The sequence below is a fragment of the Faunimonas sp. B44 genome (assembly GCF_052655945.1).
On the sequence record NZ_JBQYEX010000008.1, the window covers coordinates 115,472 to 129,416 of the forward strand.

A 13,945-nucleotide genomic window follows, 5' to 3' on the forward strand; every position below is an offset into this window, starting at 1 on the left:
CCGCCGGCCAAGCGAAATGGCCCGCTCCGCTCGTGATCCGAACGGACACTCCGGAAGCGGCCCGAGGGCGCGAGGGCCTTGATTCTTAGGCGGGACGGTGCGCACACTGCGTTCGTAGAACGAATTTTTTTTCGCACAGCGAAACATGGTGCGACTGCTAGCGATCGGACCCCGATGACCACACCAGCCATGATCTGCGTCGCGATCACCGGATCCGTGCCGCGCAAGAAGGATACGCCGGCAGTCCCGATCACCCCGGCCGAGCAGATCGAATCGACGCACCAGGCCTTCGAGGCCGGCGCCACCATCGTCCACGTTCACGTCCGCGGCGCCGACGAGAGCCCGAGTTCGGATCCCGACCTCTTCGACGCGGTGCAGGAGGGCGTGCGAAAGCAATGCCCCGGCATGGTCGTCCAGTTCTCCACCGGTGGGCGCGGAAGGACGCCCGAGGAGCGGAAGCGGCCGCTGGCGCTGCGCCCCGACATGGCCTCCTATGCCACCGGCTCGGTGAATTTCGACAGCTTCGTCTATGAGAACACGCCGGAATTCGTGGAGGATCTCGCGGCCGCCATGCGCACCTACGGCGTCAAGCCGGAGGTCGAGGTGTTCGACGTGAGCATGCTCTATGCGGCGCACCGGCTGGCGGAAAAGGGCGCGATCGCGCGGCCGATCCACGTCCAGTTCGTGCTCGGCATTCGCAATGCGCTCCCCGTGCGTCGGCGGCTGCTCGAATTCTTGGTGGGCGAGTTGAGGGAGCTCGAGCCGGACGCCACCTGGGCAGCGGCGGGGATCGGGCGGCACCAGCTCGACGTCAACAGATGGTGCCTGGAGCTCGGCGGCCATTGCCGGACGGGCCTCGAGGACAACATCCGCTTCGACGCCGAGCGGCTCGCCGCGAGCAACGCGGAACTCGTCGCGCGCGTCGCGGATCTGATCGGGGCGCACGGCAGGCACGTCGCGAGCGTTGGGGAGACGCGGGCGCTCCTCGCACTACCGCCGGCATGACCTCCGCCCGAGAGACATCGAACGAAGGGAGTCCAATTTGAGCGACGACACGTACGAAGCTGGCATGGTGGTTCGCCGGAAGATCCTGGGTGACGCCCACGTCGATCGTGCGATCGCCCGCACGACCGATCTCAACCGCGAATTCCAGGACCTCCTCACTCGCTACGGATGGGGGGAGGTCTGGACCCGCCCGCATTTCGACCATCGCACCCGGCGCATTCTGGTGCTCGGAACGATGATGGCGATCGGCCGCTGGGAGGAATTCGCCATGCATCTCCGCGCCGCACTCGCGGATGGCATGTCGCTCGACGATATCAAGGAGATCATGCTGCAGCAGGCCATCTATTGCGGCCTGCCGGTGACGAACACCGCCTATCACCACCTCGATCGGGTGATCGCCGAACTGACCGAGAGCGGGGTCGAGATCAACCGCGGCTCGGCCTGACCGTGGCGCCCTCCGGCGAGACCGAGATCGACATCGCCAGGCGTCGCGACTGGATCGGCCGCGAGGAGCGCGTCGAGGAGGTGATCGGCGCCACGCCCGTGCGGATGCTCGCCGCGACGCTCGACCACGACGACCCGCCGCCGCGGCCGGGCAGCCCCATCCCCCCGCTCGCGCACTGGCTCTACACGATCCCGGTCCACCGCCATTCGGAACTGGCGGCCGACGGCCACGTGCGGCGCGGCGTCTTCATGCCGGACGTGCCGCTGCCCCGCCGCATGTTCGCGGGCGCGCGCGTCCGTTTCCTCCGCCCGCTCCGCGTCGGCGAACGCGCCACCCGGATCGGGCGGGTCGCGGACATCCAGCTGAAGGAGGGCCGGACCGGCACGCTGGTCTTCGCCGCGATCCGCCAGGAGATCTGGGGCGAAGAGGGGCTCGCCCTCGTCGAGGATCAGGACATCGTCTATCGGGGCCATCCCGCGGGCGGCGCCGAAAGCGACGGCTCCGGTGCGGACGCCCGCGAACCGGCGCAGCGCGAGCGCCGCTACCTTCCCGACGAGGCGATGCTCTTCCGGTACTCCGCCCTCATCTTCAATGCCCATCGCATCCATTACGACCGCCGCTACGCGGTCGAGACCGAGGGCTATCCGGGTCTCGTCGTGCACGGCCAGCTGGTGGCGACCTGCCTCGCGGACCTCGCCGTCCGGGAGTGGGGCCGGCCGCTTGCGGCGTTCTCGTTCCGGGCGCGGCGGCCGCTCTTCGATGGATCGCCCTTTCGCGTCTGCGGGGGCGAGGAGGGCGAGCAACTCCGGCTGTGGGCCCTGGACTCGGCCGGGCGCGTCACGATGGAGGCCGCGGCCGCCTTCGCGTCCTGACGCGGCGGTCGAGGGAATCACGCCGCCTCGGCGAGGATCTCCCTCAGGACGTAGGGGAGGATGCCGCCGTGGCGGAGGTACTCCGCCTCGATGGCGGTATCCACCCGGAGCAGCAGCGGCACGCGGTCGACCGCCCCGTCGGCGCGATGGATGACGAGCTCGACATCCTGCATCGGCACCATGCCGTCTGCCATGCCGAGGAGATCGAAGGTCTCGCTGCCGTCGATGCCGAGCGACTGCCAGCTCGCGCCGTTCTTGAACTGGGCGGGGAGCACGCCCATCCCGATCAGGTTGGAGCGGTGGATGCGCTCGAAGCTGCGCGCCACCACCAGCCGGACGCCGAGGAGCTGCGTCCCCTTGGCGGCCCAGTCCCGAGCCGACCCGGTGCCGTAGTCCAGGCCGGCGAATAGGACGAGCGGCACGCCCTCGGCCCGGTATCGCGCCGAGGCGTCGTAGATCGTCGTCAATTCGCGGGACGGATGGTGCACCGTGACGCCGCCCTCGGTGCCGGGCGCCATCAGGTTCTTGAGCCGCACGTTCGCGAAGGTGCCGCGAACCATCACTTCGTGGTTGCAGCGCCTCACCCCGTAGTTCCCGAAAGTCCGAGGGTTTGCCCCGTGATCCTGCAGCCACTCGCCGGCCGGCGAGCGCAGCGGGATCGGCGCGACCGAGCTGATGTGGTCGGTCGTCAGGGAATCGCCGAAGAGGCCGAGCGCGCGCGCGCCGCGGATCTCGCCGAAGCCCGAGGGCTCCGATGCGAAGCGGGCGAGGAACGGCGGCTCCTTGATGTAGGTCGAGTTCGGCGCCCAGTCGTAGACGGCGCCGCGGCTCTCGGGCACCTGGCTCCAGAGTTCGGCGCTGCCGGCGAGCGCGCCGTACTCCCGCCGGTAGGTTTCGGCGTCGTCGGCGAAGCTGAGCACGGCTGCGATTTCCGCGTCGGACGGCCATAGGTCGGCGAGGTGCACGGGTCTCCCCTCACGGTCCGCCCCGAGCGGCGTCCGGCAGATGTCGATGTCGACCGTCCCTGCGATCGCAAAGGCGACGACCAGCGCCGGGCTCATCAGGAAATTCGCCTTGACGCTCGGATGGATCCGCGCCTCGAAGTTGCGGTTGCCGGAGAGCACCGAGGCGACCACCAGGTCGTTGCCGACGATCGCCTCCTCGATGGCCCGGTCGAGCGGCCCGGAGGCGCCGCCGCAGGTGGTGCAGCCATAGGCAACGACGTGGAAGCCGAGCGTCTCGAGGTCGACGAGCAGCCCCGACTCGCGCAGATAGGCGGTCACCGCCCGCGAGCCCGGCGCGAGCGACGTCTTGATGCGCGGATGCACCGAAAGCCCGCGTTCGACCGCCTTCCTGGCGAGGAGCCCCGCGCCGAGCATCAGGTTCGGGTTGGACGTGTTGGTGCAGGAGGTGATGGCGGCGATCGCGACGTCGCCGTGGCCGATGTCGAAGCCGCGCCCCGGCACCTCGACCCGCCGCGCGCTTTCGGTCGCGGCCTTGCCGAATCCGCCATCTGCCACCGGCGTGCCGAGCAGATCCTCGAACCGCGCGCCGAGCCGGTCGAGGTCGATCCGGTCCTGCGGCCGCTTCGGCCCGGAAACGCTGGGCCGCACCGTCGAGAGGTCGAACTCGAAAACCTGGGAATAGTCGCAGTCGCCCGGCCGCGGAATCCCGAAGAGACCCTGAGCGCGGCAGTAGCTCTCCACGGCACCGACGTGCTCGTCCGTGCGCCCCGTGCTCCGGAGATAGTCGAGCGTCTTCTCGTCGACCGAGAAGAAGCCGAGCGTGGCGCCGTAATCCGGCGACATGTTCGAGACGACGGCGCGATCGGTGACGGACAGCGAAGCCGCGCCGTCGCCGAAATATTCGACGAACTTGCCGACGACGTTCAACCTTCGCAGCGCTTCCGTGAGCGACAGAACGAGGTCGGTCGCCGTGGTCCCGGGCTGCAGCGCGCCATTCAAATGCACGCCCACGACATCGGGGGTGAGGATGTAGATCGGCTGGCCGAGCATGCCCGCTTCCGCCTCGATGCCGCCGACGCCCCAGCCCACCACGCCGATGCCGTTGATCATCGTCGTGTGCGAATCGGTGCCGACCAGCGTGTCCGGGTAGTAGAGCCCGTCCTTCTCCCAGACGCAGCGCGCCAGGAACTCGAGATTGACCTGGTGGCAGATGCCGTTTCCGGGCGGGATCACCCGGATGTTGGAGAAGGCCTGCTTGCTCCATTTCAGGAACTGGAAGCGCTCGGCGTTCCGACCGAACTCGTTCTCCATGTTGCGGTGGAGCGCGTCCGGCGAGCCGTAGGCGTCGACTTCGACGGAGTGGTCGACCACGACGTCGACCGGGACGAGCGGCTCGATCCGGCCCGGATCGCTCTTCAGCCGGCTGGCCGTCGCGCGCAGCATCGCGAAATCGTTGAGGGCCGGAAAGCCGGACATGTCCTGGAGCAGGATGCGGCCGACCACGAACGGAATTTCGCCCTCGCGCTTCGCGTTGGGCTGCCAGGCCGCGAGCGCGCGCACGTGCTGTTCGGTCACGCGCCTGCCGTCGCAATTGCGCAGCAGCGATTCGAGCATGACCTTCAGCGTCGGCGGCAGGCGCGAGACACGGCCGAGCCCCGCCTCTTCGAGCGCGGCGAGTGCGTAGTAGCGGCCGCTGCCGCAGGGGAAACGGAATTCGCGCAACGCATTGAAGGGATCTTTGAGCATTCTCGGACTCTCTCGGCCGCTGGATCAGTGGGCGGCAACGCGGGCCGGCGGCTCCGCCGCGAGATGGTCCGCCTCGAAGCCGAGTTCACGGAGGATCTCGGCCGTATGCTCGCCGTGGAGCGGTGCCGGCCGCCGGATCTCCGGGCCGTCGCTGTCCATCAGGACCGGGTTCCGTACGGTCCGCGTCGTTCCCATCGTCGGATGCTCGACGTCGACGACCAGGCCGCGGGCCTTGACCTGCGCATCCTCGAAGACCTGGCCGTAGTCGTTGACCGGCGAGCAGGGGATGCCGACCCCGTCGAGCGCTGCCGCCAGCTCCGTCACATCCCAGCCGAGGATCGCGGGGTTCAGAACCTCGAGCAGCGCATCCTCGTTGGCCTTGCGCTGCACCTTGGTGGAGAAGCGTGGATCGGCGACGCGATCCTGGAGCCCCAGCACCTCCATGAGCCTCCGGAAATGCTCGTCGGTGGCGGCGCTGAGCGCGATGTAGCGGCCGCCCCGCGTCTCGAAGAGCTGCGCCGGCGTGTGAACCCGGTGGCGATGTCCGAGCCGCTGCGGCACCTGACCCGTCGCCAGGTACTCCGCGGTCTCCCAGACGGCCACGGCGATCGTCGATTCGGACAGCGAAACGTCGAAGCTGTGGCCCTTGCGGTTGCGCAGGACGTTGATGATCCCGATCAGCGCGGAATAGGTCGAGAACAGCGCCGCGACGATGTCGGCGGTCTGGATGCCCGTGCGCATCGGCATCTGGTCGGGCTCGCCGCAGATCGAAAGCGACCCGGCATAGGCTTCGACCGTGAAGTTCACGCCGCCGCGGCGGCGGTACGGCCCGGTCTGCCCGAAGCCGGACGCCGAGACGTAGACGAGGTCCGGCTTGACGGCGAGTAGGTCCTTGGCCCCGAGCCCGAGCTTTTCGAGCGCTCCGGGCCGGTTGTTCTCGACGAGGACGTCCGCCGTTTCGACCAGCTTCAGCATGATTTCGCGGTCCTCGGGCCGCTTCAGGTCGAGGATGATGCTGCGCTTGTTGCGGTTGAGGTTGGCGAAGCAGGCGCTCTCGCCGTTGACGACCGGCGGGAACATGCGCGTGTGGTCGCCGATATGGGGCGGCTCGATCTTGATGACGTCCGCGCCCATGTCGCCGAGCAGCATTCCGCAGACCGGGCCGGCGATGTAGTTCCCGAGCTCGAGCACCCGGATTCCTTCGAGTGGTTGTGCCATCTCTCTTGCGCGTCCCCGCTTGTGCACTTCGTCCGGCGCCGCGCCTGGCGCCGACGGTCGGTGGTCGCCCGATCTTCGCGTCCTCGCCGGACGAGGCAAATGAAGTGTTCTGGTGCAGGCATGAGCGGATCGCGTGACCCTGCCGCCCTGCCGCCCTGCCGGTCAGCCGAGCTGGAAGGGGTCGCGCGGCTGCGCGTTCAGCTCGACGTAAACCGATTTCGTCTCGGTGTATTCGCGGATGCTGTCCATGCCGTTCTCGCGGCCGAGCCCGCTCTCCTTGAAGCCGCCGAACGGAGCCGCGAAGGAAACCACCCGGTAGGCATTGATCCAGACCGTTCCGGCGCGCAGCCGGTGGGCCACCCGATGGGCCCGGTGCACGTTCTCCGTCCAGACCGCGGCGGCGAGACCGAAGCGCGTGTCGTTGGCGATCCGGATCGCCTCCTCCTCGCCGGAGAACTTCATCACGCTGAGGATTGGGCCGAACACCTCCTCGCGCGCGATGCGCATGTCGTTCGTCACGTCAGCGAGGATGGTGGGCTGGACGAAATAGCCGCCGAGGCCCTCGGCGGCGGCCCCGCCATGCACGATGCGCGCGCCGTCCCGGCGCGCGACCTCGATGTAGTCCAGGACCTTCCTGTGCTGCGGCTCGTTCGCGACCGGTCCCATCTCGGTGTCCGGATGCAAGGGGTCGCCCAGCCGGATCTCCCGCGTGCGCGACGCGATCCGCTCAAGCAGCTCGTCGTGCACGCTGTCCTCGACGAGCAGACGGGAGCCCGCCATGCAGGTCTGGCCTGATGCGCCGAAGATGCCGGCGATGGCCCCGTTCGCCGCGAGATCCAGGTCCGCATCGGCGAAGACGACGTTCGGCGACTTGCCCCCGAGCTCCAGCGAGACCCGCGTGAGGTTGGCGGCCGCCGCGGCTGCGATCCGCTTGCCCGTCTCGGTGGCGCCCGTGAAGGCGATCTTGTCGAGGCCGGGATGGTTGACGAGGGCGGCGCCGAGCGTGCCGTCGCCGGTCACGACGTTGAACACGCCGTCGGGTATCCCGGCTTCCGCCACCCGCTCGGCGAGCTCGAGCGTCGAGACCGGCGTGTGCTCGGACGGCTTCACCACGAAGGTGCACCCGGCCGCCAGCCCTGGAGCGAGCTTGAAGGTGAGCAGGAGGCCGGGCGAGTTCCAGGGCGTGATCGCGCCGACCACGCCGATCGGCTCGCGGCGCGTATAGATGAAGAAGTTCGGCCGGTCGGACGGAATCACGTCGCCCTGCAGCTTGTCGGCCATTCCGGCGTAGTAATAGAAGAACTCGGGAATGTAGCGCCACTGACCGAGCATCTCGCGGTAGAGCTTGCCGTTGTCGCGGCATTCGCAGCGGGCGAGCTCCTCCGCGTCGCGCGCGATGATGTCGCCGAGCCTTCGCAGGCAGCGCGCCCGCTCGGTCGCCGTCATCCTGCCCCATGGCCCTTCGTCGAAGGCGGCGCGGGCCGCCGCCACGGCGCGATCGACGTCGGAGGCGGTGCCGCTCGGCACGGTCGCCCACACCTTGCCGGTATAGGGGTCGAGCGAATCCATCCGCCGCTCGGAGACCACCTGGCTGCCGCCGATATGCATGGAGTAGGCCCGCAGGTCCTCCTCGCGCCCGATCGTCAGTTCCATACTGCCTCCCTCGGTCCCGGCTGCGCCGGGTTCGCTCTCCCGGATCGCGCCAGTCGTGGCGGGGGATGGCGCAGCGGGCAAATGAAGCTTCCGCGTGCCGTCATGAACGGTTCTCATCGGAGCGGGTCCCGCATTCTGGCCGGATCATGCGCGCTCTCGCCGGCTCTTCTTGCGGCGTCGTCCGCGCATGAGATATTTCTATGAGCCGAAGCGGCGCAGACCGCGCACCTGAGCGGACGCGGTCCGGCCCGGAGGTGGCCGGCCGGCATAGCCCGCGGATCGGAGGAGAGGCAGAATGGCGGAAACGGCGCAGCGATGATCACCCGCTATCCGTCGCTGACGAGCCTGCGCGCGTTCGAGGCCGTGTCCCGGCATCTGAGCTTCACGCGGGCGGCGCTCGAGCTCAACATCACCCAGACCGCGGTCAGCCACCAGATCAAGGGCCTTGAGGACCTGCTCGGCACCAAGCTCTTCGTCCGCAAGCGCAATTCCATCGAGCTCACCGAGGTGGCAGCCGAGTATTATGGCCCCATTCGCAGTGCCCTCATGGAGGTCTCGATCGCCACCGAGCGCGCCATGCGCTCGGACCGCGAGAACAATTTGACCATCGCGAGCCCGCAGACCTTCGCGATCAAGGTGCTCTTCCCGCGGCTGGAGGAGTTCCGGTCGCTGCATCCGAACATCTCGCTCAACATCAAGGCGGTCCTCTCGTTCGAGAACCTCGCGCGCTACGACCACGACGTCGCGATCCGCTACGGCCCGCTCAGCAATCTGCCGGGCCAGCACGTCGAGCGGCTGACGTCGGAGGAATCCTTTCCGGTCTGCAGCCCGCGGCTGCTGGAGAAGCACCCGCTCGATAGCCCCGACGACCTCGCCTTCCACACCGCGATCCGCAATTCGTCGCCGGCGCTGGCCGACGACTGGCCCGTCTGGCTCCGGCTCGCGGGCGTGCCGAACCTCCGGTTCAAGGACGAGATCGTCTGCGACCTGCTCTTCCCCGCCATCGAGGCGGCGATCGACGGCCTCGGCGTGGTGATGGGGCGGCGAGGCCTGGTGGATCGCGAACTCGCCTCCGGCGCCCTGATCGAGCCGTTCGCCATACGGCACGCCTCGAGCGCCGGCTATTTCCTGCTGTGCACGCCGGAGCGCATCAAGCTGCCGAAGGTGCAGACCTTCCGGAACTGGCTGGTGAATTGCTGCCGCTCCATCCAGCAATCCGGAGGGGTCGCGGCGGACGGGGCGTCCGCCGTCCCGCCGCCGTCCCACGGCCGCTCTGCGGCCGTCCACCAGGCCGCCTCCGTTGGCGGCCATGCCGCTCAGGGAACCCGGGACCCGATTGGCTAGGCATGAACCTGCCTCATGCGAACCATGAGAACGCATCCTTTGCCAATCTGCGCCGGCCACGCTCTTATCGCGCCGCAATGGGAGAAGACATGACAAGCTCAGGTCCGTCCGTCGACGCGCGGGAATGCACGGCGCGGGCCCGCGACGGCACGCCGATCGCCTATGAGCTTCGCGGCCGCGGTCGAGGGCGCGCGGTGCTCGTTCATGCGCTCGCCCAGGACCGGACCTACTGGAATGCCGTCGCCGACGAGCTCGAAGGGGTCGCGGAGGTCCTGATCCTCGATTGCCGGGGCCACGGCCGGTCCGGCAAGCCTCCGGGACCCTACGACGTCAACCTCTTTGCCGACGACCTCGCGGACGTGATGCGGGACGCCGGCTGGGATTCCGCCGTGGTGGCGGGTGCGTCAATGGGCGGCTGCGTGGCTATGGCATTCGGGGCGCAATACCCGGCTTGCGTGCAGGGCCTCGTGCTCGTCGACACGACGGCGAGCTACGGCCCGGACGCGCCGGCGGCCTGGGAGGAGCGGGCGCTGAAGGCGCTCGAAGGCGGCATGCGCGCGCTCGTCGATTTTCAGGAATCGCGCTGGTTCAGCCCCGGCTTCCTGGAACGCGAGCCCGAGGCGGTCGCCCGCTCCGTCGACGTGTTCGTGCGCAACGACGTCGCCGCCTATGCCGAGGCCTGCCGCATGCTCGGCCGCTGCGACGTCAGCCGCGCGCTGCCGGACTTCACCTTTCCGGTCGGGATCGTGGTCGGGGCGGAAGACTACGCGACGCCGCCCGCAATGGCGGAGGAGATGCTGGCCGCCATCCCCGGCGCGGAGCTGACGGTGCTGGAGGGCGTCCGCCATTTCACGCCGATCGAGGCCCCTGCCGCCGTCGCGGAAGTGATCGCGAGGCTATGCGCCGCCGGGCGCAGGGCGTGAAGGGCAGCGGCGAGAGCGCCGTCGGGGCGCCGCGGCAGATTGATTTTGACGCGGCGCTCGGGACGAATGAGGAGGCCGCCCAATGACGCCGTTCGAGCTCCTCCGGCCGACGAGCATCGCCGAAGCCGCATCGCTGCTCGATCCCGACGATCCGCAGGTGCGGGCGTTCGCCGGCGGCACCGCGCTGATGCTGATGATGAAGGCGGGGTTTCTCACGCCCACCGGTCTCATCAGCCTGCTGAACATTGAGAAGCGCTACGCCTCGTTCGGCTTCGGGCCGGACGGCGCGCTCCGGATCGGGGCGATGACGCGGCTTCGCGCCCTCGAGCTCTCGGCCGAGCTCCGCTCGTCCTTTCCCGTCGTCGTCGACGCACTGCGGGTGCTGGCGAACGTGCGGGTGCGCAACGTCGCGACGGTGGGTGGCGCGGTCGCGCATGGCGATCCGCACATGGACCTTCCGCCCGTCCTGATCGCGCTCGGTGCGCATGTCAGCACGGTATCGCCGGAGGGCAGCCGGGACATCGCCGTGGAGGATCTCCTCGTCGGATACTACGAGACGGCGCTCGCGAGCACCGAGCTGATCGCGGAGATATCCGTCCCCGGGCAGGGCGGTCGCCGGTCCGCCTATGTCAAGTGCACGACGCGCTCTGCGGATGACTGGCCTGCGCTCGGCGTCGCCGTCTCCTTCGCCTCGGCGGCCGGCAAGATCGCCGCGCCGCGGATCGTCGTCTCGGCCGCGACCGATAGGGCAGTCCGGCTGCGGCAGGCCGAGGCGGTGCTCGACGCCGCGGAGCCCACGAGCAGGGCCTTCAAGGAGGCGGCCGAGACGGCGGCCGACGAAGCCGATGTCTTCTCCGACGTCCGCGGCAGCGCGCCCTACAAGCGGCAACTCATTCGCGTCCACGTGGAGCGGGCGCTGCAGAAGGCAGTCGCCGGAAGCGACGGGGGGCGCTCATGAGTGCGGCGGGCGTGATGCCGAACGGCCAGGTGGGGCGCTCCGTCCTCCGGCTCGAGTCGCGGGCCAAGGTGACGGGCAGGGCGGCCTACACGCACAACATCCGCCTGCACGGCATGCTCCACGCGAAGATCGTCCGCAGCACCGTCCCGCACGGGCTGATCCGCACGATCGCCACGGCAGATGCCGCCGGCGTCGACGGCGTGTACGCCGTCGTCACCGCCGCGGACATCATGAAGCTCGTGCCGGAGCCCTATTACGGCCCGGCCTTCCACGACCAGCCAATTCTGGCCGTGGACAAGGTGCGGCACGTCGGCGAGCCGGTCGCCGTGGTGCTCGCCGAGGATCCGCACGTCGCCGAATCGGCGGCACAGCTTGTGGCCGTCGAATACGAAGAGCTGCCAGCCGTCTACGACGAGGTCGAGGCAGCCGGCTCAGAGATATACGTCCACAGCGAGCTGAAACCGGCCGGCACTTTTCCCGATCTCAAGCACCTCGCCGGCCGACGCAACACCAACGTCGCGCTCGACTATCGGCTCGTGAGGGGGGACTTCGAGAAAGCCTTCGCAGAGGCCGACCATGTCTTCGACCACACCTTCACCACCCAGCAGGTGATGCACACGCCGCTGGAACCGATGGTCTCGGCAGCCGAGCCGACCGCCAATGGCATCACGATCCACACCGCGTCGCAAAGCCCGTCCTTCGTCAGCACCGAGATCGCGCGCCTGCTCGGCTGGAGCGAGAACCAGGTCCGCGTCAAGACGAGCTATCTCGGCGGCGGCTTCGGCGCGAAGCTCTACATCAAGCTGGAGGCGCTCGCCGCCGTTCTGGCGCTGATGGCCGAGCGCCCGGTGAAGGTCGCCCTCACGATGGAGGAGCAGTTCTACACGATCAGCAAGCACGCCACGACCTTCCGGATCAGGAGCGGGGTCGCGGCGGACGGGCGGATCACGGCGCGGCGATGCGACGTCTGGTGGAACGGCGGGGCCTATGCCGACATCGGGCCGCGCGTCACGCAGAAATCCGGCTTCACGGCGGCCGGCCCGTACGACATCGAGAACGTCCACCTGGAATCCACCGCGGTCTATACGAACCGCCCTCCCGCCGGAGCGCTGAGGGGCTTCGGAATCCCGCAGCTCGTCTGGGCCTACGAGTGCCACACCGACATGATCGCCCGGGAGCTCGGCATCGACCGGCTCGCGATCCGCCGCACCAACCTGCTCCGCAATGGACGGCCGCAGGCGACGGGGACGGTGCTCGAGGATGCCGCGACGGACCTCGTGCTGGAGCGCCTCGCCGAACGCATGACCTGGTCCGCTCCGTTCGACCGCGGCTCCGGAACGATCCGGCGCGGGCGCGGCATTGCGATCGGTTTCAAGGCGTCCGTCGCACCGACGACGTCGGTCGCGATCGTCAATGTCGGCGGGGACGGGAGCTGCACGCTCTATTGCAGCACGGTCGACATGGGCCAGGCGAGCGACACGGCGATGGCCCAGATCGTGGGCGAGGTGCTCGGGATCGAGACAGAGCGGGTCCGGGTCGTGCAGGCTGACACGGACGTGACGCCTTACGACATGGCGACCCTGGGCTCCCGCTCGACGTTCCACATGGGCCATGCGGTCCGTCTGGCTGCCGAGGAGGCGCGGACGAAGCTGGAGGCGCTTGCGCGCGAGGTCGGGTTGCCGGAACGCTCGAACGCTCCCATCGGCGAGCTCTTCCGCAAGCGGTACGGCATGCAGGCCGGCAACGTCGTCGGCACCGGAACCTTCATCCCCCGCTACAAGTCGCCCGACCACGACACCGGCCTGTCCGATGAGGTGACGCCGTTCTGGATGGTCGGAGCGGCCGGCGCGGAAGTCGAGGTCGACACCGAAACCGGCCATGTCCGCGTGACGCGCCTCGTCAACGTCGCCGACCTCGGCATGCCCATCAACCCCCGCATCGTGGAGACTCAGCTCTCCGGCGCGGCGATCATGCAGCTCGGCTTCACCATGACCGAAAAGATGGAGCTGAACGCCGGCCAGGTGACCAATGCCTCGCTCGCCGACTACAAGATCCCGTCGTTTCACGACATCCCCATGGTCATCGAGAACGAGGCCGTGGCAGCCGTCCAGCGCAGCGGCCCCTTCGGTGCAAAGGGCGTCGGGGAATCGGCAACGTTCGGCGTCTCGCCGGCCATCGCCAATGCCATCGAAGACGCCGTCGGCGTGAGGCTCACTGCACTTCCGATCACGCCGGAGGCGGTCTACCGGTCCTTGCGCGCGGGCGCAGGCCAGCCGCTGGAGGACGAATAGAATGGCCGAGCGCAGCATCCGGTTCGTCCTGAACGGCCGTCCCGTGACGGCGCGCGTCGCCTCGCATCACACGCTGGTCGAGATGTTGCAGGACCGGTTCTCGCTGTTTGGGGCTCGGGAAAGCTGCGGCCAAGGCCTGTGCGGCTGCTGCACGGTCAATGTGGACGGCGATCCCGTCTCGGGGTGCCTGTATCTCGCCGAACTGGTCGACAGCGCCGTTGTGGAAACGATCGAGGGCCTTGCCGGCGAGACGCTGCACCCGGTGCAGGAAGCCTTTGTGGAGGCGGGCGCGTTCCAATGCGGGTTCTGCACGCCGGGCTTCGTGCTCATGGCCAAACGGCTCCTGGAGGAAAACCCCGACCCGAGCGAGGCGGAGATCCGCGACTATCTCTCAGGGAACCTGTGCCGCTGCGCGGCCTATCCCGAGATCGTGGAGGCGGTTCGTGCGGTCGCCCGGAACCGCACGGGCGCCCGGTCGCTCAGGTGAGGCGGGCCGCCTCTCGGTAACAAGCGGCGCCGCCGAGG

The 13,945-nt window shown here is 68.8% G+C and carries 11 protein-coding genes; 8 read left to right on the forward strand and 3 right to left on the reverse strand.

What is annotated here, in order from left to right; all coding sequences use genetic code 11:
* The first annotated feature begins 174 nt into the window (after positions 1 to 174).
* The 3 genes from ACUN0C_RS14800 (at position 175) to ACUN0C_RS14810 (ending at position 2,322) form a co-directional block, all read left to right on the forward strand.
* Positions 175 to 1,005, forward strand: a complete 831-nt coding sequence (locus ACUN0C_RS14800) for a 3-keto-5-aminohexanoate cleavage protein (RefSeq protein ID WP_445467156.1) — start codon at positions 175 to 177, stop codon at positions 1,003 to 1,005.
* 64 nt (positions 1,006 to 1,069) lie between these two features.
* Positions 1,070 to 1,450 (forward strand): carboxymuconolactone decarboxylase family protein, encoded by a 381-nt coding sequence (locus ACUN0C_RS14805; RefSeq protein WP_445467185.1) that lies wholly within the window; start codon positions 1,070 to 1,072, stop codon positions 1,448 to 1,450.
* A 2-nt stretch (positions 1,451 to 1,452) separates the two neighbouring features.
* Entirely contained in the window at positions 1,453 to 2,322 is an 870-nt protein-coding gene (locus ACUN0C_RS14810) for an FAS1-like dehydratase domain-containing protein (RefSeq protein WP_445467157.1), read from the forward strand.
* A 17-nt stretch (positions 2,323 to 2,339) separates the two neighbouring features.
* Here ACUN0C_RS14810 and acnA read toward each other — a convergent pair whose 3' ends face one another.
* The 3 genes from acnA to ACUN0C_RS14825 all read right to left on the reverse strand — a co-directional run bounded on the left by acnA (position 2,340) and on the right by ACUN0C_RS14825 (position 7,904).
* On the reverse strand, positions 2,340 to 5,033 hold the full coding sequence (gene acnA / locus ACUN0C_RS14815) for an aconitate hydratase AcnA (protein WP_445467158.1): 2,694 nt from the start codon (positions 5,031 to 5,033) through the stop codon (positions 2,340 to 2,342).
* 24 nt (positions 5,034 to 5,057) lie between these two features.
* Complete coding sequence (locus ACUN0C_RS14820; RefSeq protein ID WP_445467159.1) at positions 5,058 to 6,251, reverse strand: CaiB/BaiF CoA transferase family protein; 1,194 nt, start codon at positions 6,249 to 6,251, stop codon at positions 5,058 to 5,060.
* A gap of 162 nt (positions 6,252 to 6,413) precedes the next feature.
* Positions 6,414 to 7,904, reverse strand: a complete 1,491-nt coding sequence (locus tag ACUN0C_RS14825) for an aldehyde dehydrogenase (RefSeq protein WP_445467160.1) — start codon at positions 7,902 to 7,904, stop codon at positions 6,414 to 6,416.
* 315 nt (positions 7,905 to 8,219) lie between these two features.
* Between ACUN0C_RS14825 and gcvA the strand changes: the two genes are divergently transcribed.
* The 5 genes from gcvA to ACUN0C_RS14850 all read left to right on the forward strand — a co-directional run bounded on the left by gcvA (position 8,220) and on the right by ACUN0C_RS14850 (position 13,907).
* A complete protein-coding gene (gcvA, locus tag ACUN0C_RS14830; protein ID WP_445467161.1) occupies positions 8,220 to 9,248 on the forward strand; it encodes a transcriptional regulator GcvA in 1,029 nt (342 codons plus the stop codon).
* A gap of 89 nt (positions 9,249 to 9,337) precedes the next feature.
* Positions 9,338 to 10,171, forward strand: coding sequence for an alpha/beta fold hydrolase (locus tag ACUN0C_RS14835; RefSeq protein ID WP_445467162.1), 834 nt, complete (start codon positions 9,338 to 9,340; stop codon positions 10,169 to 10,171).
* 82 nt (positions 10,172 to 10,253) lie between these two features.
* Positions 10,254 to 11,129, forward strand: coding sequence for an FAD binding domain-containing protein (locus ACUN0C_RS14840; protein WP_445467163.1), 876 nt, complete (start codon positions 10,254 to 10,256; stop codon positions 11,127 to 11,129).
* On the forward strand, positions 11,126 to 13,420 hold the full coding sequence (locus ACUN0C_RS14845; RefSeq protein WP_445467164.1) for a xanthine dehydrogenase family protein molybdopterin-binding subunit: 2,295 nt from the start codon (positions 11,126 to 11,128) through the stop codon (positions 13,418 to 13,420). Before ACUN0C_RS14840 ends, ACUN0C_RS14845 begins: the two co-directional genes overlap by 4 nt.
* 1 nt (position 13,421) lies before the next feature.
* Positions 13,422 to 13,907 (forward strand): (2Fe-2S)-binding protein, encoded by a 486-nt coding sequence (locus ACUN0C_RS14850; RefSeq protein WP_445467165.1) that lies wholly within the window; start codon positions 13,422 to 13,424, stop codon positions 13,905 to 13,907.
* The last annotated feature ends 38 nt before the right edge of the window (positions 13,908 to 13,945 follow it).

Coding starts and splice junctions, on each gene's coding strand:
- ACUN0C_RS14800 (WP_445467156.1), top strand. CDS start 175: ATGACCACACCAGCCATGATCTGCGTCGCGATCACCGGATCCGTGCCG.
- ACUN0C_RS14805 (WP_445467185.1), top strand. CDS start 1,070: ATGGTGGTTCGCCGGAAGATCCTGGGTGACGCCCACGTCGATCGTGCG.
- acnA (WP_445467158.1), bottom strand. CDS start 5,033: ATGCTCAAAGATCCCTTCAATGCGTTGCGCGAATTCCGTTTCCCCTGC.
- ACUN0C_RS14820 (WP_445467159.1), bottom strand. CDS start 6,251: ATGGCACAACCACTCGAAGGAATCCGGGTGCTCGAGCTCGGGAACTAC.
- ACUN0C_RS14825 (WP_445467160.1), bottom strand. CDS start 7,904: ATGGAACTGACGATCGGGCGCGAGGAGGACCTGCGGGCCTACTCCATG.
- gcvA (WP_445467161.1), top strand. CDS start 8,220: ATGATCACCCGCTATCCGTCGCTGACGAGCCTGCGCGCGTTCGAGGCC.
- ACUN0C_RS14835 (WP_445467162.1), top strand. CDS start 9,338: ATGACAAGCTCAGGTCCGTCCGTCGACGCGCGGGAATGCACGGCGCGG.
- ACUN0C_RS14840 (WP_445467163.1), top strand. CDS start 10,254: ATGACGCCGTTCGAGCTCCTCCGGCCGACGAGCATCGCCGAAGCCGCA.
- ACUN0C_RS14845 (WP_445467164.1), top strand. CDS start 11,126: ATGAGTGCGGCGGGCGTGATGCCGAACGGCCAGGTGGGGCGCTCCGTC.
- ACUN0C_RS14850 (WP_445467165.1), top strand. CDS start 13,422: ATGGCCGAGCGCAGCATCCGGTTCGTCCTGAACGGCCGTCCCGTGACG.